The organism is Streptomyces sp. NPDC037401, assembly GCF_055602345.1.
On sequence record NZ_JBVJWO010000056.1, the window covers coordinates 1 to 24,948 of the forward strand.

Annotated in this window: 16 protein-coding genes and 1 pseudogene; 13 read left to right on the forward strand and 4 right to left on the reverse strand. The window is 69.7% G+C overall.

Annotation, left to right across the window (positions count from 1 at the left end; genetic code table 11):
• The first annotated feature begins 1,001 nt into the window (after positions 1–1,001).
• The 7 genes and pseudogenes from ACZ7H1_RS35660 (at position 1,002) to ACZ7H1_RS35690 (ending at position 7,765) form a co-directional block, all read left to right on the forward strand.
• Entirely contained in the window at positions 1,002–1,472 is a 471-nt protein-coding gene (locus tag ACZ7H1_RS35660; RefSeq protein WP_470792469.1) for a PGPGW domain-containing protein, read from the forward strand.
• 148 nt (positions 1,473–1,620) lie between these two features.
• On the forward strand, positions 1,621–2,037 hold the full coding sequence (locus ACZ7H1_RS35665; protein WP_470792470.1) for an ATP-binding protein: 417 nt from the start codon (positions 1,621–1,623) through the stop codon (positions 2,035–2,037).
• Positions 2,038–2,409: 372 nt separating this feature from the next.
• The gene (locus ACZ7H1_RS35670; protein WP_470792472.1) at positions 2,410–3,300 is read left to right on the forward strand and encodes an ABC transporter ATP-binding protein; all 891 of its coding nucleotides are present in this window, start codon (positions 2,410–2,412) and stop codon (positions 3,298–3,300) included.
• On the forward strand, positions 3,297–4,925 hold the full coding sequence (locus ACZ7H1_RS35675; RefSeq protein ID WP_470792473.1) for an ABC transporter permease: 1,629 nt from the start codon (positions 3,297–3,299) through the stop codon (positions 4,923–4,925). Before ACZ7H1_RS35670 ends, ACZ7H1_RS35675 begins: the two co-directional genes overlap by 4 nt.
• A 525-nt stretch (positions 4,926–5,450) precedes the next feature.
• Positions 5,451–6,139: pseudogene (locus ACZ7H1_RS35680) on the forward strand (NAD(P)/FAD-dependent oxidoreductase); the annotation flags it as partial.
• Positions 6,140–6,244: 105 nt separating this feature from the next.
• Positions 6,245–6,676: an NfeD family protein gene (locus ACZ7H1_RS35685; protein WP_470792475.1), complete on the forward strand. Its 432-nt coding sequence runs from the start codon at positions 6,245–6,247 to the stop codon at positions 6,674–6,676.
• A 3-nt stretch (positions 6,677–6,679) separates the two neighbouring features.
• A complete protein-coding gene (locus ACZ7H1_RS35690) occupies positions 6,680–7,765 on the forward strand; it encodes an SPFH domain-containing protein (protein WP_470792476.1) in 1,086 nt (361 codons plus the stop codon).
• A gap of 118 nt (positions 7,766–7,883) precedes the next feature.
• On the opposite strand, the gene ACZ7H1_RS35695 is transcribed toward ACZ7H1_RS35690, so the two are convergent.
• Together ACZ7H1_RS35695 and ACZ7H1_RS35700 are read right to left on the reverse strand one after the other, a co-directional pair.
• Positions 7,884–8,474 carry a TetR/AcrR family transcriptional regulator gene (locus tag ACZ7H1_RS35695; protein WP_470792477.1) on the reverse strand — a complete coding sequence of 197 codons (591 nt, stop codon included), beginning with the start codon at positions 8,472–8,474 and terminating at the stop codon, positions 7,884–7,886.
• Positions 8,471–9,997 (reverse strand): FAD-dependent monooxygenase, encoded by a 1,527-nt coding sequence (locus tag ACZ7H1_RS35700; protein ID WP_470792478.1) that lies wholly within the window; start codon positions 9,995–9,997, stop codon positions 8,471–8,473. Before ACZ7H1_RS35700 ends, ACZ7H1_RS35695 begins: the two co-directional genes overlap by 4 nt.
• Before the next feature lie 545 nt (positions 9,998–10,542).
• Between ACZ7H1_RS35700 and ACZ7H1_RS35705 the strand changes: the two genes are divergently transcribed.
• Positions 10,543–12,612 carry a flotillin family protein gene (locus tag ACZ7H1_RS35705; RefSeq protein ID WP_470792480.1) on the forward strand — a complete coding sequence of 690 codons (2,070 nt, stop codon included), beginning with the start codon at positions 10,543–10,545 and terminating at the stop codon, positions 12,610–12,612.
• A gap of 97 nt (positions 12,613–12,709) precedes the next feature.
• The gene (locus ACZ7H1_RS35710) at positions 12,710–17,644 is read left to right on the forward strand and encodes a DNA repair ATPase (RefSeq protein WP_470792481.1); all 4,935 of its coding nucleotides are present in this window, start codon (positions 12,710–12,712) and stop codon (positions 17,642–17,644) included.
• A 17-nt stretch (positions 17,645–17,661) separates the two neighbouring features.
• Here the strand turns inward: ACZ7H1_RS35710 and ACZ7H1_RS35715 are convergent, their stop codons facing one another.
• Entirely contained in the window at positions 17,662–18,543 is an 882-nt protein-coding gene (locus ACZ7H1_RS35715) for a potassium channel family protein (protein ID WP_470792482.1), read from the reverse strand.
• A gap of 401 nt (positions 18,544–18,944) precedes the next feature.
• Between ACZ7H1_RS35715 and ACZ7H1_RS35720 the strand changes: the two genes are divergently transcribed.
• A complete protein-coding gene (locus ACZ7H1_RS35720) occupies positions 18,945–20,486 on the forward strand; it encodes an alanine/glycine:cation symporter family protein (protein ID WP_470792483.1) in 1,542 nt (513 codons plus the stop codon).
• A gap of 248 nt (positions 20,487–20,734) precedes the next feature.
• Positions 20,735–22,030: a Na+/H+ antiporter NhaA gene (gene nhaA / locus ACZ7H1_RS35725; protein ID WP_470792484.1), complete on the forward strand. Its 1,296-nt coding sequence runs from the start codon at positions 20,735–20,737 to the stop codon at positions 22,028–22,030.
• A gap of 401 nt (positions 22,031–22,431) precedes the next feature.
• On the opposite strand, the gene ACZ7H1_RS35730 is transcribed toward nhaA, so the two are convergent.
• Positions 22,432–22,746, reverse strand: a complete 315-nt coding sequence (locus tag ACZ7H1_RS35730; protein WP_470792486.1) for a hypothetical protein — start codon at positions 22,744–22,746, stop codon at positions 22,432–22,434.
• 206 nt (positions 22,747–22,952) lie between these two features.
• On the opposite strand from ACZ7H1_RS35730, the gene ACZ7H1_RS35735 reads away from it, so the two are divergent.
• Both ACZ7H1_RS35735 and ACZ7H1_RS35740 read left to right on the forward strand, forming a co-directional pair.
• On the forward strand, positions 22,953–24,194 hold the full coding sequence (locus ACZ7H1_RS35735; RefSeq protein ID WP_470792487.1) for a cation:proton antiporter: 1,242 nt from the start codon (positions 22,953–22,955) through the stop codon (positions 24,192–24,194).
• Positions 24,181–24,840: a CBS domain-containing protein gene (locus tag ACZ7H1_RS35740; protein ID WP_470792489.1), complete on the forward strand. Its 660-nt coding sequence runs from the start codon at positions 24,181–24,183 to the stop codon at positions 24,838–24,840. Before ACZ7H1_RS35735 ends, ACZ7H1_RS35740 begins: the two co-directional genes overlap by 14 nt.
• The last annotated feature ends 108 nt before the right edge of the window (positions 24,841–24,948 follow it).

Below are 24,948 nucleotides of genomic sequence, written 5' to 3' on the forward strand. Positions count from 1 at the left end.
TTGCGCCAGACGATGGCGGGGGGAGGGGGGCTAGCCAAAAAGGTTCTGCGGACAGTGGAGGCAGGGCCGGGGGGGGTGGCTTTCCCCCCCCCCCCCCCGGGGGGGGGGGCCCCCCCCCCCCCCGCCCCCCCCACTCCCACCTCCCATGGGTACGAAGACCGATGATCGAGATCTTTCCCTGGCCCGTCGCGGTCACACTGCTGGTCGGGAGCCTGCCGGGCGCGTTCGCCAGAGCGTCGTAGGCGCTGCGCATTCGCAGCTCCACCTGTACGAAGCGGTGGCGGCCCTGGGGCAGCGGCCCTGGTGGGTGTCCAGCTCACCACCACTGGGCCTCGGCTGCTCCACCGCTTGGCCGCTCGAAGCGCCAGGGGTACCCGCGGGCCTCCCACTTCCCGGCTGACGGGAGACCGGACACAACCAGCGGACGCGGCGGACAGCCCGTGGGAAGCTTCCCTCTGAGAAAGCCCTCCTGCCAGGAGCCCCTTCATGAGCCACCACCCCCATTCCGGCCAACGCCGAGCGAACCTCCGCGCTCGCGTGCGCTGTCCCGTCTCACCGCTCGCCGCTATGGGAGTGATCCTCACGATCACCGGTGCCGCCCTCTACACGACGCCTGGTGAGCGGCCGGGAATCGTCGCCGCCGGCGCACTCGTTCTGTCGGCCATTGCCGCTTGGTGGTGTGCCTCCCGCCAGGGATGATCACGACCTGACACCGAAGTGTTCATGGGCCGGGTGCGGGGCAGACAATCCGACCTCAAGTCGATACGGTGTAAAGAACGTGTCAAGAGCTGGCGCGCGGTGTGCCGGGAAGTCTGGTCGGCGTCCCTAGGGCAGTGCGCCCTTTCCTGCCGACGCCGAAGGCCAACCGCGATGCCCGCCGACCCACGTGACGCCTCTTCCCCCCGCTCGCCGCTCCCCGGTGTCCCACCCGGGCCCGAACGCACCATCACCGCGGCCGCTCCCCGAACCGAGACAGTCGGCGCGGACGGACACGACATCTGATGGCCGGTGGTGACACCTCGCTGTTGGCGCCGGTGATCGTCATCGCAGCCCTGGTCATCCGGACAGCACTCACCGAGCTCCGGGATCCCGGCAGTGCCCGGCGGCAATGGGCATTCGCCACGAACGCCCGGGCCATGGCGACCGGCGCGACGGTCGCCGCGGCCATGACCTTGATCGGCGGTCAGCGTTTCGGTTGGGCGGCCGCGGCCTGGGCACTTCTCGCCGGGGCACTCACCGCATTCCTCACCGGCCGTGACACTCCTGACCTCACCTCTACGGCAGCGCCGAGCAAGGAGCAGGCCATCTCGGAACGACAGGTCGGAAAGGTGATGGCCGCGGTTGGCGCGCCCCTCACCCTGGCCGGAGTGGCAATGCACTTCCTGCCCGGCCCCGGATTCCCCTTTCTCATCATCGGCCTGGCCCTCCTCGTCACCGGCCTCGCCATGGCCGCCTCGGCACGCCGCCGGTAGCACCGCCGCCGCCCTCTGCCCTCCCACCGTCGAGCGGAGTCTGAAAACCATGACCTGGCAGTGCATCGGGAGTGGTGACCGCCCAGCGGCAGAACGGCACCCCTCTCCGGAAGAGACCGAACTGCACGCCACGCCCCTCCCCCGCCCGTTGTCACTCTCTGCCGGGTTCGAGGGCAATGAGCCCATCGCCGAGGCCCGGCTACTCGCCCGGTCCTTCCTGGCCGACGTACAGAACATCCATGGCCTGCGGGTCTCGGACCGCGCTCTGGACCTGGTGGAGCTGGTCGTCAGCGAGCTGGTCACCAACACCCGCAAATACGCACCCGGCCCCAGCCTGCTGACCCTCCAGGTCCGAGACGGCTGCGTGGATGTGACCGTCTGGGACAGCAACCCTGATATGCCGACGATCCTGCCTCCAGACCCCACCCGAGCGGGACAGCACGGCCTCGAGATCATCATGGCCTCCGCCCTGACCTTCCAGCTCCGCCGCGAACCCGTCGGAAAACGGATCACCGCCTCCATCCTGCTCGCCGACGATCTGGCCACGGACGAGGCAGGCCGCTGAAGGGCAAGAGTTCAGGTCCCTTCCGACCAGGCCCGGCAGAAGCACACGGGTTCGCAGATTCTCAGATGGGGAGAGGCAGGGACCGCGTGTCGTTGAGGCCCCTCACTGCACCGGTCGCGTATCGCAACGAGTCCGCGCGGTCCACACCAGGCTGGCATCGGCCACGTGGAGCCGGTCGAGTAGTGATACAGGCCGCCCCCGCACTGCAGGGTGCCGGACGTATCCGCACCGTAGGGCGAGAGAGCCGGAGTTCCTTGTGCCTGCTGCTTGTCCGGCGTGATATGGCGCGAGTATCTTCGTCAGCGGTGTGCCGGGAAGTCTGGTCGGCGATTAGGGGCCGCGTGCCCGCCGTACCGACACTGGAGGCCCCGCATGGTCTCGCCCGCATTTCGTACGGCATCCCTGACCAAGCGCTATGGCCGCGTACTGGCACTCGACGGGCTGGATCTGACGGTCCCGGCCGGCGAGGTGTTCGGCTTCCTCGGCCCCAACGGGGCCGGCAAGTCCACCACCATCCGGTTGCTGCTGGGGCTGGCCCGGCCCACCGCCGGCCGGGCATGGATCTTCGGCACCGACGCGGCCGACGTCGCGGTCACGCACCGGCGCCTGGCGTACGTTCCGGCCGATGTAGCGCTGTGGCCGCAGCTGGCCGGCGCCGAGATCCTTGAACTGCTCGCGCGCACGGGCCCCGGCACCGACCGGTCCTACCGGGACGAGCTGGTCGACCGGTTCGACCTCGACCTGTCCAAGCCGGGCCGGGCGTATTCGACGGGCAACCGGCAGAAGGTGGCGCTGGTGGCCGCGTTCGCCACCCGGGCACCTCTGCTCGTACTGGACGAGCCGACCAGCGGTCTGGATCCGCTGATGGAACGCGAGTTTCGCCGCGCGGTCCGCGAGGCCCGGGACAACGGCCAGACGGTGTTCCTCAGCTCCCACCAGCTCGCCGAGGTCGAGGCCGTCTGCGACAAGGTGGCGATCCTGCGTGCCGGGCGGCTCGTCGACGTCGCCACCGTGACGGAGTTGCGACGGCTGCACCGCACGGAAGTGGCGGTGTGCTTCAACGCGGCGCCACCGGATCTGGCCCAAGTGCCCGGCGTGGAGGCCGTCGAAATGACCGGCGCGGCCTCGGTGCGGTTCACCCTCACCGGCCCGCCGGGGGATGCGCTGCAAGTACTGGCGGCGGCGGATGTGGTCAGCCTCGCGGTGCGGGAACCCTCGCTGGAGGAGATCTTCCTCGGCTATTACGGCGGGGAGCAGCGGTGACGGCCGTCGAATCGCCGACCAAGCACAGCCGCCCCGCCACAGACGCGGGGCGGGCGGTGACTGCTCTTGCTCTGCGTCAGACCAGGCGCGGTGCGCTCGTCGTGATCGGGCTGGCGGCCGGAATGTCGGCGGTGGCGGTGGCTGCCTACGCGAGCACCGTAAAGGACCCTGCGGATGCGGCAGCGTTGGAGGCGCTGGCGGGGAACCCAGCGATCCGCACTCTGTTCGGCGAACCGGTGGCGCTGGACGATGCCGGTGGGTTCGCCGTGTGGCGCACGGGGACGGTGTTGGCGGTCGTGCTGGCCGTGTGGGCGCTGCTTGCCGCGACGCGGATCACCCGGGGTGAGGAGGATGCCGGCCGGTGGGATGTGCTGCTGGCCGGGCGGGTACCTGTCACGACCGTGGTGGCACGCCATGTCGCCGTCCTGGCGTCGGCGTCACTCGTCGCAGGTTCCGCCGTGTTCGCCGGCCTGGTCGCGGCGGGTGCCGCTGTGGGCGGCGCCGCGGTGCACAGTGCCGGGCTGGCGTTGTGCGGGGTGTTCTTCGCCGCGGTGGGCGCGACGACCGCTCAGATGTTCGCCACACGAGCGTCGGCCAGCGGCGCGGCGGTGGCTGTGCTCGGCATCGGCATGCTGCTACGGATGGTCGGGGACGGTGTCGCCGCCCTGGGGTGGCTGCGCTGGCTGTCGCCGTTCGGACTGATGGCGCTGACCCGCCCGTACGACGGGAACCGGGTCTGGCCTCTGATGGTCCTGGTGGCTGCTTGCCTGGCACTGGTCACCGGGGCCGCAGGCGCGGCCGGGCGGCGTGACATCCGCGGCGGCTACCTGCGCTCGCCCTCCGGCCGGGCACCGCGTATGTGGCTGCTCGGCTCGGTCCAGGCGTTCGCGGTGCGGCGGCTGGTGCGGCCTCTGGCCGCCTGGTCGGCCGGTGTCGGCGCGTACTACCTGCTCATCGGGGTGCTGGCCGTGTCCATGACGGACTTCCTTACTGGCAATCCGCGGTTCGCCGACCTCGCCGCGCAGGCCGGCTTCACCGGGCTCGGCACCGTACGGGGATACGCCGCCACGCTGTTCGCGCTGCTGGCCGTCCCGGCAGGGGCCTTCGTCGCGGTCCGGCTCGCCACGCTCGCCGCCGACGAAGCCGGTCGGCGCCTGACTCTCCTCTGTGCCCAGCCCCTCACCCGGGCGAGAATGCTCATCGCAGAGATCGCCGCCGCGCTCGGCGGCGTCATCGTGCTCACCACCGTCGCCGGACTCGCCACCTGGAGCGGGACACGGGCCGTGGGTGCCGACCTCGGCCTCCTCGCCGCGCTGGCCGGGGCCTGGAATGTACTGCCGGTCGCATTCCTCTGCCTGGGCGCCGGTGTACTCGCTCTGGGCTGGGCGCCACGCGCGGTCGCCGTCCTCGGGTCGCTCCCGGCCGCGGGCGGGTTCCTGCTGAAAGTCATCGCCGAAAGGTCCGGACTGCCGGCGTGGGTTGGCCAGTTGTCCCCGTTCGCGCACCTGGCCGCCGTACCCGGCGACCCGGTCAACTGGTCCGCGGCCTTCCTGATGACAGCCGTCGCCGCGCTCGCCGCGGCCACTGGTGCCATCGGCTACCAACTGCGGGACCTTCGCACCTGACCGCATGGAGTCTGCATCCCTCTGAGTCTGCGGCGCCCCCACCCCGGAACAAGCGGCCCGCTGAGCCGAGGTCACCACCTCCTGCGTCCGGGCCCTGCTCTCGTAGGGCCGGGGGCCCCGACCCGTGGTCGTCATGCTCCGCTTCCACGGCTGGACCGTCGAATCACACGCCACCGGCAGCCGGGTCGAGAACCAGTCCACTCAACCACTACAGCTCCGACGCGGACAGCTGGCAGAACGACGGCTACCACAGGATCTGGGACGTCATCAGCGGCGGCTCACGAAACCCGCTACCGGGGCACTGCTACCGGGACCGGACCACCTACCGGATCGCCTCACCGGCATCAAGTGGACCAAGACCGGCGGCTGGAGCTGGGCGCCATACCCACTCCTCGTACGTCTCCAGTTCAAGATTCGGCTCAGCCGCCCGGCTCAGCCCGGTGACCCGCGTCATACCCGACTCCCGTCAGCAAATCGGGGCAGCGTCCCGTTCAAGGGGCACGCGAACGAGCCAAGGGCAACGTCTTGAAGCACCGCATCGTCGTACCCGGCGCCGAATACACCGGGGCCTTCGCCGCCGGGAACCTGGCCCGTCGGCTCTCCCCGCCGACGCCGAGGCCGACGTCTTCGCGGGCAGCAGGGTACGGCTGCGCCTGGCGCGGGTCTCCGGCGTCGATCCCCAGCGCAGGACAGTCGCCGTGACCCGCGAGGACGGCGACGGCGAGCTCGCGTACGACACGCTTCTCTCCGCGCTCGGCAGCTCCGTAGCCCACCATGACGTCCCCGGCGTGGCCGAGAATGCCTTCGATGTGACCGGCCGGCCCTCGGCGCTGCGTCTGCGCGAGCGCCTGGCTGCCTGGGCGAGGGCGGCACCGTGCTGGTCGTCGGCGAGGGGCTGACCGGCATCGAGACCGCCACCAAACTCGTCGAAGACCCGCTGCCTGCGCCAGGTCTACCAGCTCGGCATCACCGTCCACGAGCCCTCCTGCATGGAAGCCGTCAAGCCGACAGGGGCGTTCGCCGCCGACGGTACGTCCATCCCGGCCGACGTGACCGTGTGGTCGGCCGGGGTCGCCGTGCACTCCATCGCGGCGGACAGCGGCCTGGAGGTCGCCGAGACCGGCCAGATCAGTGTCGACCGCAGCGTGTGCTCGGTCTCGCACCCGGACGTGTACGCCGCCGGTGACTGCGCCTACGCGACAGAGCCGAGGGGCTGCCGGGCGGGACCTTGGCTCCGATTCCATCCGAACAAACTGGGTAAAATATTGGAAAAGCGACAATAGCGGCGTTCTCCTTTACCCCGTCGGGAGGCGTAGTCGATGGCCCCTTGGCTGATCTGGTTGATCACCGCGGCTCTTTTGGGTGTGGCGGAGATCTTCACTCTCACCGCCGCACTCGGGTTGCTCGGCGGCGCCGCGCTGGTTACCGCAGTCCTCGCGGCGATCGGACTGCCCCTCCCATGGCAGCTCCTGGCTTTCACACTCGTGGCGACGGTCGGCTTGGTGTTCCTGCGCCCGATCGCCATGCGCCACCTGATGCCACGGGAAGGCGAGCGCTTCGGTGTGGAGGCCTTGGTCGGAGGAGCCGCGTACGTGACTGCCGAGGTGACGGGATTGAGCGGCAGGGTCCGCATCGGTGGCGAGGAATGGACGGCCCGCGCCTACGACGAGACGCAAGTCATTCCTACCGGAACAACCGTCGACGTCATCGAGATCAAAGGCTCCACCGCGCTCGTCTACCCTCGGGAGTGAACCATGGAGATCTCGGCGTTCCTCATCGTCGGCCTGCTCGTCGCGGTCCTCGCGGTGTTCACTGTGATCCGTGCGGTACGCATCGTCCCCCAGGCCCGCGCCCGCAACGTCGAACGGCTGGGCCGCTACCACCGCACTCTGAAGCCCGGACTCAATGTCGTCATCCCGTACATCGACCGCGTCTACCCGGTGATCGACCTGCGCGAGCAGGTCGTCTCATTCAAACCCCAGCCGGTCATCACGGAGGACAACCTGGTCGTCGAGATCGACACGGTCCTCTACTTCCAGGTCACCGATCCGCGCGCGGCGGCCTACGAGATCGCCAACTTCCTGCAGGCAGTGGAACAGCTGACCGTCACCACGCTGCGCAACGTCGTGGGGTCCATGGACCTGGAGAAGACTCTGACCTCACGGGACACCATCAACAACCAGCTTCGCGGCGTACTCGACGACGCCACCGGCAAGTGGGGGCTGAGGGTCAACCGGGTGGAGATCAAGGCCATCGACCCGCCGCAGTCCATCAAGGACGCGATGGAGAAGCAGATGCGGGCCGAGCGGGACAAGCGGGCCGTCATTCTCGGGGCCGAGGGGCAGCGCCAGTCCCAGATTCTGACCGCGGAAGGCGAGAAGCAGGCTGCGGTACTCCGCGCGGAAGGCAACCGGACAGCCGACATCCTCAAGGCGGAGGGTCAGGCGCGAGCCATCGACGAGGTCTTCCAGGCCGTCCACCGCAACGACCCCGACCCCAAGCTGCTCGCCTACCAGTACCTCCAGACGCTCCCGCAACTCGCGCAGAGCCCGGGAAACACGTTCTGGGTGATCCCCGGCGAGGTCACATCCGCTCTCCAGGACGTCTCCCGGGCCTTCAGCGAAGTCCTCCCCCAGTCTGCCGCCACCCGCCGGACGTCATCGGACGACTTGGCCATCCAGGCCGCGAACGACGCGGCGAAGGCGGCAGAGGCCGCTGCGGAGGCCCTCGCCGACGCAGCGGAAGCCGACGGCGCCACGACCGGCGCGCTGCCGTCCTCCCTCGAGACCGCGGGACGTCACCATCAGCCGGAGACGCCACCTGCAGGTCAGCCCGACTGAAAGCCCGCAACCCTGGTCTCGGTCGCGGTACGGGTGAACCCCGCTGCAGCGGGGAGGTCGTCACAGGTAGGGCCCACGGTTCCACAGCTTCACCACTCGTGCAGATAACTGCTGTCTGTCAGGTGGTACGCAGGGCCCCGAACGCCTCGCTGACCAGGGCGGGCAGTTCCTGGGCGCCGTCACTTTCGACCCAGGCAGCCAGTGCCGTGGTCACCGCGGCGAGGGCAGCCGCAGCAATGACACGGGTGGCGAGATCGCTCTCCTCCGGGTTCCGTGCCCGCAGAGCATCCGCGAACAGCCGCTGGGTTGCGTACTGGGTGTCCCAGGTGCGGGCGCGCAGGGCCGGCGTATCGAAGATCAGTCGCGTACGGGTGAGCAGCGTGTCCCTGCTGCCGGTGGCGTACACCGCCTCCAGGCCCTGACCGAGGGCGTTACGGAGGGCGGTGAGGCCGTCCTCCTGCGGCGGCCGCTCCTGGATGAGTCGGACGATCAGCGGGTCGTAGTCGTCGGACTCCACGACCGCTTCCTTGGTGGGAAAGTGCCGGAAGAACGTCATGTGGGAAACGCCGGCCGCGGCGGAGATCTCCTCGACGGTGGTGTTCTGGTACCCCTGCTCCAGGAACAGCCGCAGCGCGTGCTCCTGGATCGTCCGCCTGGTCTGCGCCTTCTTGCGTTCCCGCAGCCCGGGCGACGTGGGGGACGTACTCATGGGCCTGTCGCCTCCGGACAATCGTTGTGCCTGCTTCCTCCGCCGTTGACAAGTATGCGTTCCAGCGCCCTGCCGAGAGCTTCGGGGGAGGTTCCGTGCCGGGCGAGATGGCCGTCAGGTCGAACCAGCATGACGTGCTGCCGGCCCTCCACCGCCGTGAGGGTGGTGACGCGGTCCGCACCAAGGCGCCGACGGGCGACCACCTCGTGGTCGGCGCTGACCCCGGCGGGTGTGAGGAGGGCCCATCCGGTCCACAGTTCGGCGTACAGGCGAGTGCTGGTGCCGTCCTGGTGGGTGCAGGACCGGTCGGGTACCCGGTCGCCTTGCAGGGGGCCGGAACCGGGAACGTGGTGGCCGACGCCGAGCGGGCCGCCTCGGTAGGTGAGGGTCAGCTGAGAGGACTTCTCCCAGAGCCGGCGCTGCACCGAAGGCCGGTTCAGCAGGGGTACGAACACGTGATCTCGCAGGGTCCGCGCCAGAGCGGTCTGTCCGAGGATCATGCCCGTCATGGCGCTCGTGGACGCCAGGACCTCGCGGGCGACGTGCCTGCGTTCCGCCTCGTAGGAATCGAGCAAGCCGTCCTCGGAACGTCCGGTGGCGACGAGGGCGAGCTTCCAGGCGAGGTTCTCCGCAACCCCCAGACCGGTGTTCATGCCCTGGCCGCCGAACGGACTGTGGATGTGAGCGGCGTCGCCGGCGAGCAGGATCCTGCCCGCTCGGTATGACGATGCCAAGCGCCGGTGGATCCGGAAGGTGGATGTCCACAGGACCTCGCGCACAGCGCCCACCGGAACGCCTGCCTCCTTCTGGAGCAACTCCGTCAGCACCGTCATCGGTCCGGCGTCGGATCCGGCCGGCGCCGGGGCCATCAGCCGCCACACGTCCTCGCCCGGAAGAGGAAACACACCGAGCATCGTGTCCCCGCGCAGCCAGACCGCGACCGAGTCCCTGGGAATCGGCAGCCGGGCCGTCACATCCGCCAGCAGAAAGCGCTCGACGACAGGAACGCCCGGGAAGCCGATCCCGGCGGCCTTGCGTACGCGGCTGTGTGCGCCGTCGCATCCCACCAGCCAGGCAGCCCGCTGCTCGCCGTCGCCGAGGCGCAGAACGACCTGGTCCACCTCCTGGCGAACGTCCAGCAGCTCGCGGCCCCATTCGACCTCGACGCCGAGCACGGCCAGGCGGTCGCGGAGCCGCGCCTCGACTTCGGACTGGGACATGAGCAGGCCGGGTCTGGTCACCAACTTCGTGGGCTGCCCCACGGGGAGTCGCGCCATTGGCCTGCCGTCCACGTACGTGAGTACGTGCGCGATCGGCACGGATCGTTCCGGCAGGTCGCCGAGAGCCCCGAGGCGGTCGAGTACCTCGGCCCCCGGGGGCTGCAGACCCAGCGCTCGGGAGGTCATCGCCGGTCCGGGCGCTTTGTCCAGCACCCGGACTGCGACTCCGGCAGCCTGCAGTCCGCAGGCCAGAGCGAGTCCGGTCGGCCCGGCACCGGTCACGACGACGGTCGTCGAAGGCATCGACACCATCTAAAGTTAGCAACTAACTAATGTTAGATGCTAACGCAAGTGTCAGATCCCGCATCCTGCAGCGGCATTAAAACGGCGTAAAGATTGCCAGCGGTCAGCAATGTGGGCAGGCCCGGGCTTGACGGAAGATGCCTCAAGAACGGGATGGCCCAGGCGTTTGATGCCGGGCTCCGGAAACATGTGGTCACGGCAGGGGGAAGCGTGGACGAGTACACCGAGGCCGCTTCGGGCTCCCCGACCCCGCTCTTCCCTGATGAACCCGGGCCGTCCCGGCGCTGCTTCGCCGGCTGACCGGAAGCGGTCGGGACCGGGCAGACGCGGGATCCGGCCCAGCACGGGACGGCCGCAGTGGGGCGTCCCGGGGGCCGTCCGTCACTCGTGGGCAGCCACTCCGCTCCGGCATCGCTGCCGCCCGCCACGCCGGGGATCTCGCGGACGGCGCCTTCCCGTAGCACCTCTCAACGACATACGGCGACAGCTCGGCCTCACGGCCTGCCCGCCGCCGCTCAGCTACGCACTTTCATGGGGGAGTTCTCGTGGATGCCATATCAACGGGCCTTGGCACGCTCGTCATCGTCGTCATCGTCGTCGCGATCGCCGCGCTGATCGCGGTGACCCGGCTGTTCCGCAAGGTCGAGCAGGGCAAGGCCCTGATCGTCTCGAAGATGCGGAAGGTCGACGTGACCTTCACCGGACAGGTCGTGCTGCCCGTACTGCACAAGGCCGAGGTCATGGACATCTCGGTGAAGGCCATCGAGATCTCCCGCACCGGCCGCGACGGACTGATCTGCCAGGACAACATCCGCGCCGACATCCGGATCTCCTTCTTCGTACGCGTCAACAAGACCGCCGAGGACGTCATCAAGGTCGCCCAGGCCATCGGAACCGCACGGGCCAGCGACAAGGCGACCCTGCAGGAGCTGTTCAGCGCCAAGTTCTCCGAGGCGTTGAAGACCGTCGGCAAGCAGATGGACTTCACCGACCTCTACACCATGCGCGAGGAACTGCGGTCCCGGATCATCGAGATCATCGGCATCGACCTCAACGGCTACAGCCTGGAGGACGCGGCCATCGACTATCTGGAGCAGACGCCCCTCGCGCAGTTGGACGCCGGCAACATCCTGGACGCCCAGGGCATCCGCAAGATCACCGAGCTGACGGCCATCGAGAACGTCCGTACCAACGAGTTCCGCCAGCACGAGCAGAAGGAGATCACCCGGCAGAACGTCGACGCCCGCGAGGCCATCCTGGAGCTGGAGCGCCGACAGGCCGACGCCGAGACCAAGCAGCGCCGGGAGATCGAGACCGTGCGGGCCCGCGAGGAGGCCGAGACGGCCCGCGTGGTGGAGGAGGAGCGCCTGCGGGCGCAGGGAGCCTTCCTCAAGACGGAGGAGCAGCTCGGCATCCAGCGGGAGAACCAGGCCCGCGAGGTGGCCGTGGCGCAGAAGAACCGTGAGCGGGTCATCGCCATCGAGAACGAGCGCATCGAGAAGGACCGGCAGCTGGAGGTCATCGCGCGGGAGCGGGAGACGGAGCTGACGCGGATCTCCGCCGACAAGGAGGTAGAGATCCAGAACCGGGACATCGCCGAGGTCGTGCGCGAACGCGTCGCGGTGGACCGTACGGTCGCCGAGCAGGAGGAGTCGATCAAGCGGCTCCGGACGGTCGAGGAGGCGGAGCGCACCCGTCAGGCCGTGGTCATCGCCGCCGAGGCCGAGGCCCAGGAGCGCCTCGTCAAGGACATCAAGGCGGCGGAGGCGGCCGAGCAGGCCGCCGTGCATCGGGCGGCGGAGGAGCTCACCCTCGCCGAGGCCCGCAACAAGACCGCTGACCTCGATGCCCGCGCCAAGATCCGTCTCGCCGAGGGCATCCAGGCGGAGGCCGCCGCCGAGGGCCTGGCCGCGGTGGCCGTACGGGAGAAGGAAGCGGACGCGATCGAGAAGACCGGCCGGGCTGAGGCCGGGGCCACGACGGCGCGGCTGAAGGCTGAGGCCGACGGCGCGCGCGAGATGGCACTGGCCGAGGCGACTGCGATCGGCGAGAAGCTGAAGGCGGAGGCCGAGGGCCTGGCCGAGAAGGCTGCGGCCATGGCCGCCCTGGACGAGGCCTCGCGCGGCCACGAGGAGTACCGGCTGCGGCTGGAGGCCGAGAAGGAGGTCCGGCTCGCCGGCCTCGACGTGCAGCGGCAGATCGCAGAGGCCCAGGCCACAGTGCTCGCGACGGGGCTGGAGAGCGCCGACATCAGCATCATCGGCGGCGAGTCGGCGTTCTTCGACCGGATCGTCGGCGCGATGTCGATGGGCCGGGCCGTGGACGGGTTCATGGACAACTCCCAGACCGCCCGGACGCTGGCGGAGCCCTGGCTGGACGGCTCCGGATCCTTCACCGGGGACCTGACCAAGGTGCTGGGCTCGGTCTCCACATCTGACGTGCAGAACCTGACCGTGTCAGCGCTGCTGATGAAGCTCATGCCCGCCGGCTCGGGCCAGGTGGACGAGCTGATCGCCAAGGCTCGCCAACTGGGCCTGGCCGACGTGCCGGTGAGCGGGCTCGCAGGTGCCGTCACCCCTGCCAACGGCGCCGTCAACGGCACCGCCAAGAACTGACCGACACGGGGGTGCGGTCAGAGGCCGCGGAGCCGCCACGGAGGGGGCGGCGGCTCCGCGACCGCGTCATCACCTTGAACGACGGGAGCTGAACCAGATGACCACGGCCACGAGTACGGCCTCGGCTACGGGGCCGGAGACGGCGTCCGGGGCGAACGCGGGGTTGAACGCCGCAATGGACGCCGGTACGTACGAGGTGCTGCGCGACCGACTCACGGCGCAGGCCACGGAGCTCGCCCGCCGTACGGAGGCGCTGAACATCGCCAGGATCGAGGAGTTTGGCTCGACCGGCCTCGCACTCTCGGGCTCCGGCCGTTTGCGCACCGAGGAGAACCGGACGGCCCGCGACCTCGTCGCGGTTGGAGGCGTCCTGCTCTTCGGCTGCAACGGTGCCGCCGCCACCGGTCCGGACCGCGTCGTGTCCGACGTACTGGCCCTCTACGACCGCGATTTCAACCCGCTCCCTGCCGATGCAGCCCCCGGCCTGCTCGACGACCCCGACTTCGTCAGGGAGTTCAACGCGCTCCACCGCTACTTCCGGGAGGCGCGGCTGCTCCAGCTGCGCCGGGTGGACGGCAAACTGCTCGCCGTGTTCCGGACCGGGGAGCTGGCCGAGGACATCCGCGTCCTGCGCTGGTCGCTCACCCCGGACGGCCGAGCCCGGTTCCTGGACGCCCAAGGCGAGCGCGACTACGTACTCCCGCCGGCGTACGACGTGGCATGGCGGGAGACCACCCGACAGGACCACGTCCAGGGCCGCCACCCGCACGTCTCCATCGACGGTCGCCTCTTCGTCTCGACGGTCGGCGGCGCGCTCACGGTGAAGACCGAGGACGACACCGAGTCGGAGGAAGGCGTCCACCACGAGCCCGTCCACCAGCCGCTCCAGTCACTGGCCGACGCCGAGATCGCGTACGCCGCCGTGGGCCCGCTGATCCTGCTCCGAATCCGCCCGTACAAGGAGGAGGCGCGGCGACACCTGGTTTTCAACTCCGTGACGGGCACGGTGGTCCGGCTCGACGGCATCGGGCAGTCCTGCCGGCGGCTGCCGGACGACGAAGGCATCGTCTTTCCGGGTGGCTACTGCCTCGGCTCCGGCACGGTCCGGACCTTCGACCCCGCTACCGCGGACCCAACAGGCCTGGAGTTCGAACGGACCGTCCGCTCCCCCAACGGCGAGGACGTGCTGTTCGCCTTCCATGCCCGCGCCGAAGGGCGCACCCTACTCCTCCCGTACAACGTGATCCGCAAGGAGGTGTCCGCGCCCATCTCCTGCCAAGGCCACGCACTGTTCGACGACGGAACCCTCGTCGTCCTGCGGGCCGGTACGGACGAGCCGGCCCGAACACACCTGGTTCAGACCTGGCAAACCCCCTTCACTTCCGACGTCCACCCCTCACCGGCCGGAAACGGTCTCCTCGGCCGGATCGGCAACGCCGACTTGGTCCGGGGCATCGCCGACTGCCTGGCCGTCGCCCGCCAGGCGACCGAGACCAGCTCCACGCCTGGCGGCCCGGTGTACGAAGCACTGCTCGCCGCCTGCGTCCGTACCGCCGACCAGCATTCCTGGCTGGGCGACACGGAGGCCGGTGACCTGCGCAGTTCGCTGGAGGCGGTCCGGGCCACCGCCGAGCAGGTCCTCGACGAGTTCACAACCGTCACGGCCCTCACCCGGCAGGCGGCCGAAGCCCTCGCCGAATCCGCCCAAAGCATCGCGCGACTGGTGCGCCGCGTCCGCGGCGAGTCACCGGCCACCGCCGAGGAGTGGATCGAGCGCATCGCCGAACTGCGCCGGGCCCAGGGACACCTGCTGACGCTCGCCGAGATGCGGTACGCCGACACCACGGCCGTCGAAACCCTGAGCGAGGATGTGACGGCCGACATCGCCGCCGCCGGGCAACGCGCCGTGGCCTTCCTCTCGCGCGAGGACGCCTTCGACGCGCACGCGGTCGAGGCCGGACAGCTCGCCGCCGACGCCGAGACGGTCCCCACCGTCGCCGAGACCGTCCCCCTCCGCGAACGCCTGGAGAAGCGGAGCTTCGGCCTTCAGGCGCTCGCCGAGGTGGTCGCGGACCTGGACACCGGTGACGCCAGGGTCCGTACCGCCGTCCTGGCACGCATCGCGGAGGTCCTCGCAGGTGTGAACACGGCCCTCGCGGCGGCCGCGGCCCGGCGCCGGGAGCTGCTCGACCGGGAGGGACGCGCCGGGTTCACCGCGGAGTTCGCCCTGCTCGGCCAGGCCGTCAACGCCGCCTTGGCGGCGGCCGGCACGCCCGAGGAATGTGCATCCCAGCTCGCGCGCCTGCTGCTCAGGCTGGAGAACCTGGATGCGCGCTACGCCGAGCACGACGGGTTCCTGGCCGAAATCGCCGAGAAGCGGTCCGAGGTACACGACGCCTTCGCGACCCGCCGGCAGACACTCCAGGACGCCCGCGCCCGGCGCGCCGAAAGGCTCGCCGACTCGGCACGACGCGTGCTGGAGACGATTGCCCGCCGGGCTGCGGCACTGGACAGCGCCGACGCCGTCCACACGTACTTCGCCTCCGACCCTATGGTGGCCAAGGTCCGCCGCACGGCCGACGAGCTGCGCGAACTGGGTGACACCGTGCATGCGGAGGAGTTGGCGGGCCTGCTCTCGGCCGCCCGTCAGGAGGCCGGGCGCGCGCTGCGCGACCGTACGGATCTGTTCGCCGACGGCGGCGAGACGATCCGCCTCGGCCGGCACCGGTTCGCGGTCACCCGGCAGGCCGCCGAACTGACCCTCGTACCAGATGGGGACGGCCTGGCGTTCGCACTCACCGGCACCGACTACCGCCGCCCCGTCACCGATCCCCAGTTCGCCGCCACCCGGCCGTTCTGGGAGCGGCTGCTGCCGTCCGAGTCTGCCGGGGTGTACCGGGCCGAGTACCTGGCGGCCAGGTTGCTGGCCGAGCACGGGAGCGCCGCGCTCGCCGCCGCCGACCTGGATCTCCTGGTACGGCAGGCCGCCGAGTCCGCGTACGACGAGGGCTACGAAAGAGGCGTGCACGACCACGACGCGGTCGCCATTCTGCGCGTGCTGCTGGACCTGCACGAGACCGCTGGGCTGCTGCGCTACCCGCCCCGGGACAGGGCGGTCGCCACCCTGTACTGGGCACATGGCGCGACCTCGGAGGAACGCTCCTCTCTCACCCGCCGGGCCGTCTCCCTGGCCCGGGCCCGCGACACCTTCGGTCCCAGTGCGGCGCTCGACACCTTCCAGGGTGAACTTGCCCGGAGGATCGTGGCCTTCGCCCCCGACACGACTGAGCCGGCCCGCGCAGCCGGGTACCTCTTCGAGGAGCTGGCCTGCGAACCGGCCGGGTTCGCGGTGTCCTCAACGGCCCGCACCCTCCTCGACAAGTTCCGCCGCAGCGTGGGCGCCTCGCCCTATGACGAGGACCTCGCCGCCCTCCCGGATCTCGCGGCCCGCAGCCAGCTCGTCGAAGGCTGGCTCACGTCCTACGCGGCGGCCTGCGGAGAGGACATCGCCGACGACGACATCTCCGAGGCCGTCGCCGTCGAGCTGTGCCCTGGGCTGGACCGCTACGACGCCACCGGCGGCGCCACCGCGACCGTATCCGGGCTGCTCGGCTCCCACCCCCGGATCAACGGACGTTCCCTCGTCCTGCGCCTGGACGAATTCCTCGCCCGTAACACCGACTTCGCGACGCACGAAGTGCCGGGCTTCCGCGCCTACCAGCGGCAGCGCGGTGTCCTCGCCGCGGTCGAGAACGAGCGGCTCCGAGTCGATGCCCACCGTCCGCGGATCATGTCCTCCTTCGTCCGCAACCGGCTGGTCGACGAGGTGTACCTCCCTCTCATCGGCGAGAACCTCGCCAAGCAGATCGGAGCGGCCGGGAAGGACAAGCGCACAGACAGCAGCGGACTGCTGATGCTCATCTCGCCGCCCGGATACGGCAAGACGACGCTCGTGGAGTACGTTGCCGAGCGCCTCGGGCTGCTCCTGGTCAAGATCGACGGTCCCTCCCTCGGACACCGCACGACCTCCCTCGACCCTGAAGCGGCCCCGGACGCCACCGCCCGCCGCGAACTGGAGAAGATCGCCTTCGCGCTGCAGGCCGGCAACAACGTGATGCTCTACCTGGACGACATCCAGCACACCTCGCCCGAGCTGCTCCAGAAGTTCATCCCGCTCTGCGACACGACCCGTACGCTGGACGGCCGCGACCTGCGGGGCAAGCGGTTCGCCGTGTGCATGGCCGGCAATCCGTACACCGAGTCCGGGCAGCGCTTCCGCGTCCCCGACATGCTCGCCAATCGCGCCGACGTCTGGAACCTGGGCGACGTCCTCACGGGGAAGGACGACGCCTTCGCGCTCAGCTTCGTCGAGAACGCCCTCACTTCCAACCCGGTACTGGCGCCGCTCACCGGGCGCGACCGCGCGGACCTGGAGCTCCTCGTCCAGCTCGCCGGCCGGGACCCCGCCGCCCGCCGTGACCGGCTCTCCCACCCCTATCCCCCGGCCGAACTGGACCAGATCCTCGCCGTGCTGCGTCACCTCCTCACCGCGCGGACAACGGTCCTGGCGGTCAACGCCGCCTACATCGCCTCCGCGGCCCAAAGCGACGCGAGTCGAACCGAACCGCCGTTCCGGCTCCAGGGCTCCTACCGCAACATGAACAAGATCGCGGCCCGGCTCTCGCCGGTCATGAACGACGCCGAGTTGACCGCGCTCATCGACGACCACTACACGGGGGAAGCCCAGACCCTCACCGCCGAGGCCGAGGCCAACCTCCTCAAGCTCGCCGCGCTGCGCGGAACCCTCAGCCCGGAGCAGGCGGGCCGATGGGCCACGATCACCGCGTCCTACGTCCGGAGCCAGGCCCTCGGAGGCCGGGGCGACGACCCGCTGACCCGGGCGGTCGCCGCACTCGGCCTGCTCGCCGACCGAATCGCCGCTGTGGAGAGCGCCATCACCCGAGCGGCGGCCCCCGCCCTCCTGGGCGGCCGGCACGCCGCGCGGGAGGGTGACCACGGCCTAAGGGGATGAGGGGCGGGACGGTCACGTCAGGTTCCGGCGCCGGTGTAGCGGCCGTGGTCGTGGGCGAAGGCTTCGAATACCTCCCGCGCCGAGCCCCCGGTATGCAGGAAGCGCTCGTCGAGGATGGCGGCCAGGTCCTCCAGGGCTGCCCGCAGGACGGCGGCGGACAGCCGCACATCCGGGTGGCGGGCGCCTGCGGCCTGGCCGGCCAGGTTCATGGCGCAGGTGATCTGGCAGGCGAGGGAGGTCCGGTCGTCGCCGTCGTGGAAGTAGTAGGACTCGGCGTACTGCTGGAAGTCGACGGAGACCACGGAGACGGCGGAGGCCAGGCCGTCGAGGATGGCCGCGCCCGCGTCGGCGTCGATCTGCTCCGTCGTGGGGTGGGTGCGGGCGAGATGGGAGAGGCGCAGGGCGAGGGCGCGGCGGCGGGCCAGCGCGGGGTAGATGCCGAGCGTCCAGGCCACCGTGGCGCTGAGCAGGGCGAAGCCGACGAGGGCCTCCATGGGGGCGAGCACGCGGAGCCAGCCGTCGGCGGGCGCGATGTCGCCGAGTCCGAGGGTGGAGATGTGGACCATGGACACGTACAGGGCGTCCACGAAGCCGGCGTGCTCGGCGGGCTTCAGTCCGGTGGCGTAGGTGAACGCCTGCGGCATGTGCGGCCAGTAGATGAGGGTCCATCCCAGGACGGCGGTGAGGGCCCAGACCGCGACCACGACCACCATGGCGAAGGGCCCTGCGATCCCCGAGGCCCGGCGGCGCAGTGGCAGGGAGGCGGCCAGCCGCCACAGGGCCGTCATGACCAGGCGGCTGAGACCGCCGTGGCGCGTGGGATGCCACAGGGTGTGGAACACGTCCCGCAGGACCAACAGCACCAGGGCCGCGCCCGCGAAGGTGATCAGCCAGTTCATGCGGACTCCCTACCCCGTCACTCGTCGCCTCAGCGCCGTGGCCGGCCTCCCGGGGAGCCCTCGCCACGCATGCCGCGTCCGCTCAGCAAAACCTCAAATCCGGATAACGATCGCATCACCGGCCCTGCAAATCGCACACCCTCCGCCCGCAGCAGTGATCTGCGTCACTAAAGATCTCGTAAAGGCCGTGCTATGAATACGCAACTCCGCTTCGGCACCACCCCTCGCCGCTTGCGGAGAGCCGGCACGCACCGGCCACGTACGAACCAGGGAAGTCCCGCTCCGAGTCCACGGATCGAGACGACCAGGGTCGCCGACCGGACAACGGCGTTCGCTCAAAGCCCGCATCCACAGCCGCCGCACCGCACTGCGCCGGCTCTGCGCCATCGAGGTTTTGCCAGATGTCACTCGACACCATCACCACCTCCGTAGACGAAGCCGTCAGCGGATTCTTCGAGCCCATCGCCAAGTGGCTCGGAGACATCGTCTTCTACTCCGTCCCCGTCAACGGGACACAGATCCCGCTGATCGTGGCCTGGCTCGTCGTGGCCGGTCTGGTCTTCTCGGGCTGGTTCGGCCTGGTGCAGATACGCAAGTTCCGCCTCGCCGTGAACGTGGTGCGCGGCAAGTACGACGAGGACGGTTCGGCGGGTGAGGTCAACCACTTCCAGGCGCTGACCGCGGCCGTCTCCGGGACCGTCGGCCTCGGCAACATCGCCGGTGTCGCCGTGGCCGTCTCCATCGGCGGTCCGGGCGCGACCTTCTGGATGATCCTCTGCGGTCTCCTCGGCATGGCCACGAAGTTCGTCGAGGTCACCCTCGGCGTGAAGTACCGCGAGGTACACGCCGACGGCACGGTCTCCGGCGGCCCGATGCACTACCTGCCCAAGGGCTTGGCCGACCGCTTCGGCGCCAAGGGCCTGAAGCTGGGCAAGGTGCTGGGTGTCCTCGCCTCGGTGATGATCCTCTTCTTCGGCCTCTTCGGCGGCAACCTCTTCCAGGTCAACCAGTCCTACGCGCAGCTCGTCTCTGTCACCGGTGGCGACAGCGGCATGATGGGCTCCTCGGCCGGCGCGCTGTTCTTCGGCATCCTGATCGCCGCCCTGGTCGGCATCGTCCTGCTCGGCGGCATCCGCTCGATCGCCTCCGTGACCAGCAAGCTCGTCCCCGCGATGGCCGGCATCTACATCGTCGCCTGCCTCGTGGTCATCCTGGTGAACGTCTCCGCGGTGCCCTCCGCGATCTCCTCGATCATCGAGGGCGCCTTCAACCCGCAGGGTGTCGCCGGTGGTGTTCTCGGCGCGCTGATCGTCGGCTTCAAGCGGGCCGCGTTCTCCAACGAGGCCGGTCTCGGCTCCGCCCCGATCGCCCACTCCGCGGTCAAGACCAAGCACCCCGCCAGTGAGGGCCTGGTCGCGCTGCTGGAGCCGTTCATCGACACCGTAATCATCTGCACGATGACCGCCCTGACGATCGTCATCGCCAACCCGGCCAGCTGGGGCGAGGCCCGCAAGGGCGAAGGCCCGGGCGGCGTGACCATCACCTCCGACGCCTTCGCCACGGTCCTGCCCTGGTTCCCGTACATCCTCACCATCGCGGTGATGCTGTTCGCCATCTCCACCGTGCTGACCTGGGGCTACTACTGCATGAAGGCGTGGACGCACCTCTTCGGCCGCAGCAAGACCAGCGAGCTGACCTTCAAGGTCTTCTACACCCTGTTCGCGGTCGCCGGTTCGCTGCTCACCCTGCAGACCCTGATCGACATGGCCGACGCGGTGCTCTTCATGCTCGCCGTCATCAACATCATCGGCCTGTACCTCCTCGCCCCCGTGGTCAAGCGGGAGCTGAACAACTTCCTCGAGTTCGTCCGCCGCCGCGACGCCGGCCTCGACACGGACTCGGACGAGGACGAAGACCAGGAGCCGGTGAAGACCACCGTCTGACCGTCCCCCCGGCGGCCCGGCTCCTGAGCGGGCTCGTACACACCTTGCGCCTTGGTGTGTACGAGCCCGCTCATCTGCGTTTCAGCAGGTGAGAACCCCTCTGGTGGGATCCGGCGACCCGGGATAAGGTGTAAAGAACGCGTCAAGGGGCAGCTGCCTGCCCGCGACGCGCGGTGTGCCGGGAAGTCTGGTCGGCGTCCTTGGGGCCGTGTGCCCATTTTCAGCCGACGCCCCGGAAGGCCACCCCCATGAGTGATCAGCGCCCGCGTATCGTCTTCGGCCTGATGCCGTGGCCCGAGCGGCAGGCCATCGCCTCCGCCCTGCGCACCGAAACCGTGGGCGGGCTGGTTCTCCTCGCCGCAGCCGTGATCGCGTTGATCTGGGCCAACACCCCGTTCAGCGGCACCTACGAGGCGATACGCGACTTCCACTTCGGCATACCCGCCCTCGGCCTGGACCTCTCGGTCGGACACTGGACCGCCGACGGACTCCTCGCGGTCTTCTTCCTCGTCGCCGGCATCGAACTCAAACGCGAACTCGTCGTCGGCGAGCTCCGCACCCCCGCAACAGCGGCCCTCCCCGTCATCGCCGCGTTCTGCGGCATGGCCGTGCCCGCCGCGCTCTACGCCGCGACCGCCTGGGCAGGCGGTGGCAGCCTCGACGGCTGGGCGGTGCCCATGGCCACGGACATCGCCTTCGCGCTCGCCGTCCTCGCCGTCATCTCCACCCACCTGCCCGCCGCGCTGCGCGCCTTCCTCCTCACCCTCGCCGTTGTCGACGACCTCGGCGCCATCCTGATCATCGCGGTCTTCTTCACCAGCGACCTCAACCTCTGGGCGCTCGGCGGGGCCTTCGCCGGACTCGTCGTCTTCTACCTCCTCCAGCGCTACCGGGTCCGGGGCTGGTGGTGGTACGTGCCCCTGGGCATCGCGATCTGGGCGCTGATGTACAACGGCGGCGTCCATGCCACCGTCGCCGGCGTCGCCATGGGACTCATCCTGCGCACCACCCGCGACAAGGGCGAGACCGCCTCCCCCGCATCCCGGGTCTCGCACCTGATGCACCCCTTCTCCGCCGGTGTCGCGGTGCCGCTCTTCGCCCTCTTCGCGGCGGGCGTCAGCATCTCCGGACCCGCCCTGGCAGAGGTGTTCACCACCCCCGAACCGCTCGGCGTCGTCATCGGACTCGTCGTCGGCAAGGTCCTCGGCATCTTCCTCGGCACCTACCTCGCCGCCCGCTTCACCAAAGCCGAGCTCAACCCCGACCTGGCCTGGGCCGATGTCCTCGGGCTGTCAGTCCTCGCAGGCATCGGCTTCACCGTCGCCCTCCTCATCGGCGAGCTCGCCTTCCCCGGCGCAGCCGTAGGAGAGCACGTCAAGGCGGCCGTACTCATCGCCTCCGTCACCGCCGCCGTCCTGGCGGCCGTACTGCTCCGCCGCCGCAACACCGTCTACAAGCGCCTGTACGAGGAAGAGAACCTCGATGCCGACGCCGACGGCATCCCCGACATCTACCAGCGCGAATCGAAGGCTCCTGCTTCCTGACCCGGCTGAACGAAGAGGGGCATCAGCACGAACCCGTTCACCGGAGCAGCGGGCCACGTGTGACATCCCGCCTCAGCGACTTCAGGAAGCGGGCCCCTCATGCTGTACAGCGCCCTGGCGCGGGCCGTTGAAAGAGGGATCGCACGCTGTCCCGCCCTGAAGCCTGCATGGCGCCCGTCAGCACCGCTCTCGCTCTGAAACGTTCGCAGCCATCATGACCAACCCCGTGAACAAGCAGGACAGTCCGATGAAGAGCACGGGGAAGCCGGGCTCTGGCAGGACGTACACGAGGGCTCCCACCAACGAGAGAGGCACCCCCACAGCCACGAGCAGCCTCCCGGCACGGAATTCCGTGGCGTTTGCGCGGAGCCAGATCCTGACTCGGGTACGGAGGGTCATCGTCACCGTTCACCTTCTGGAACGAGCCGGCGAGCAGCCCTGAGTGCCAGCACCAGAAAGGCGACTGCCGCTCCATCGCAGGCGACGCCCACCACTGCGCCCGCCGTGACGACCCCCAGTGGAGCGTCAGCCATCCGCGGCAGCGTGGTCAAAGGCGCCTGCAGGTAGAGGCAGAGAATCGCATAGGCGTACGACCTGCTCACCTCTCGCGTGCCCAGGCGGGAAGGTGTCCAGCCGACGAGCAGGGCAATCGCAAAAGGCAGCAGGAGCAGCGTCGCCGCCGCGAGGGCGAGGGCGTACGCCAGATTTCCGTTCATGGGTACCTCTCCGGTGCGGATGCCCACGCTACGCGGTCACGACCGTGAAGCTGCTTGCCGGAACCCGGCAGTACGGACGGTGGGGAACTGCCGTCAGGATCCCGTCAGGAAGGCGTAAGGGTCGTATAAAGTAACCCCCGGTGTGCCGGGAAGCCTGGTCGGCGAACAAGGGATAGCTCTCTTCGCAGATCAGGGGGGACTCTGTCATGCTTCTCGTCGCCGTCTTCGGTGTGGCGCTGCTGGTTGCGGTGCTGTTGTCCGGGCTCGCCGCCCGCACCGTGCTCTCCACGTCGCTGCTCTTCCTCCTGGGAGGCGCGCTCGTCAGTGACGGCTTCCTCGGCCTGATCCACATCACCCCCGACAGCGAAATCGTCGCCGTGACCGCGGATCTGGCCCTGTTCGCCGTGCTGTTCACGGACGGCATGCACGTCTCGTTCCCCAAGCTCCGGGAGAACTGGAAGAACCCGGCCCGCGCACTGGGACTCGGCATGCCCCTGGCCATGGTGGGCATGGCCCTGGTCACCCACTACATCGCCGGCCTGGACTGGACGACCTCCTTCCTCGTCGGCTCGGTCCTGGCGCCGACCGACCCGGTGTTCGCCTCCGCCATCGTGGGGCGGAAGGAAGTCCCTGCCAAGCTTCGACAGCTGCTGAACGTCGAGAGCGGCATCAACGACGGGTTGGCGCTTCCGGTCGTCCTCATCCTCATCGCCGCCGCCGGCCCGACGGCCTCCCACTCGAAGACGTCGATCGGGTCGATCGCCCTGGAGCTCGGACTCGGCCTTGCGTTCGGTATCGTCCTGCCGCTGGTGGTGGCCGGCCTCGTGCGACTGAGGCTGCTGGGCGCCGAGCCCAAGCTCCAGCCGCTGCTGCCACTCGCCACCGGCATCATTCTCTATGGGCTCTGCCACCTCACCCACGCCAACCCCTACCTCGCGGCGTTCTCCGCGGGCGCGGTCCTCGCCACGGTGTCGCCAGAACCCAAGGCCGCCTTCGAACCGCTGGGCGAGTCTCTGGCGGAGCTGGCGAAGTTCGCTGCGCTCCTGGTCTTCGGCGCTCTCCTGACGCCTCAGCTGTTCGGCGACCTGTCCGCGGGCGGGTACGTCGCGGTACTGCTGGCCATCCTCCTGATCCGGCCCGCATCACTGCTGCTGTCGCTGCTCGGGACCCGGCTGGAGCGCCGGGAGAAGCTCGTCGCCGCCTGGTTCGGCCCCAAGGGCTTCGCCTCGGTCGTCTACGGACTGCTCGTGCTCCAGGCGGGTATCCCCCAGGGCGAGCAGGCATACACCCTCATCGCCGTCTGCATCGCCTTCTCGATCATCGCCCACAGCAGCACCGACGTCCCAGTGGCCCGGCTGTTCCACGTCGAGGACATCGCGGGAATCCCCGGCGGCGAGCAGGACCGCCGCACCGTACCCTCCCAGGAGTCCGCTCATGTCCGCGCGTGACCTCGCCGCCCCCTACCCCTGCGTGACGACCGCCGACAGTGCTGACGACGCCGTCCGCCTGCTGGTCGCGCACAGCCTCCCGGCTCTGCTCGTCCTGGACACGAACGGCATGCCGCACGCGGTGGTTCCGGTGTCCCAACTCGTGCGCCAGCTGGTGCCCGATGCGGCGGTGGAGGATCCGCTTCGTGCCGCCGTCCTCCGTGACGAGCACTCCGCGCAGCGGTTCACCGGTCTGGTGGGGCGGACTGTCGCCGAGTGGTTGCCCCGACACGGCTTCCGCGCGCAGTGTGTGGGACCGGACGCCACCGTCGCGCGGATCGCGGAGGTCATGGCGCGCAAGCGCACCCCTCTCGTGCCCGTCATAGAACGCGTCGACGATGACGACGTCCAGATGCTGGGGGTCGTATCGGCGGACGCCGTACTGCACCATCTCCTCGCCGCCTCATCCGACACCGGCACCACCGGGACCCCGCCTCGAGCACCTCGCCCGAGACCTGCTGCCCAACACGATCCGCAGCTGTTCCTACGGTCGTCCGTCAGGGATCCTGATTCGGCCTACGGACCCAGGGCAGACGTGGCTCCGACTCCGGGCGGTTACGCCGTGCCGTTCGGCGTCGCCGAACCCAGTCGCCGATTTCGCCGGTAGCAACCAGGAGGGCCGCGGAGGCGGCGCTCGACGTGAGGCCGGCTGGATAACCCGTCACCCGCCCCAACAGCCAGAGGGCCAGGGCGAGCACAGCCCACCAGACGGTGA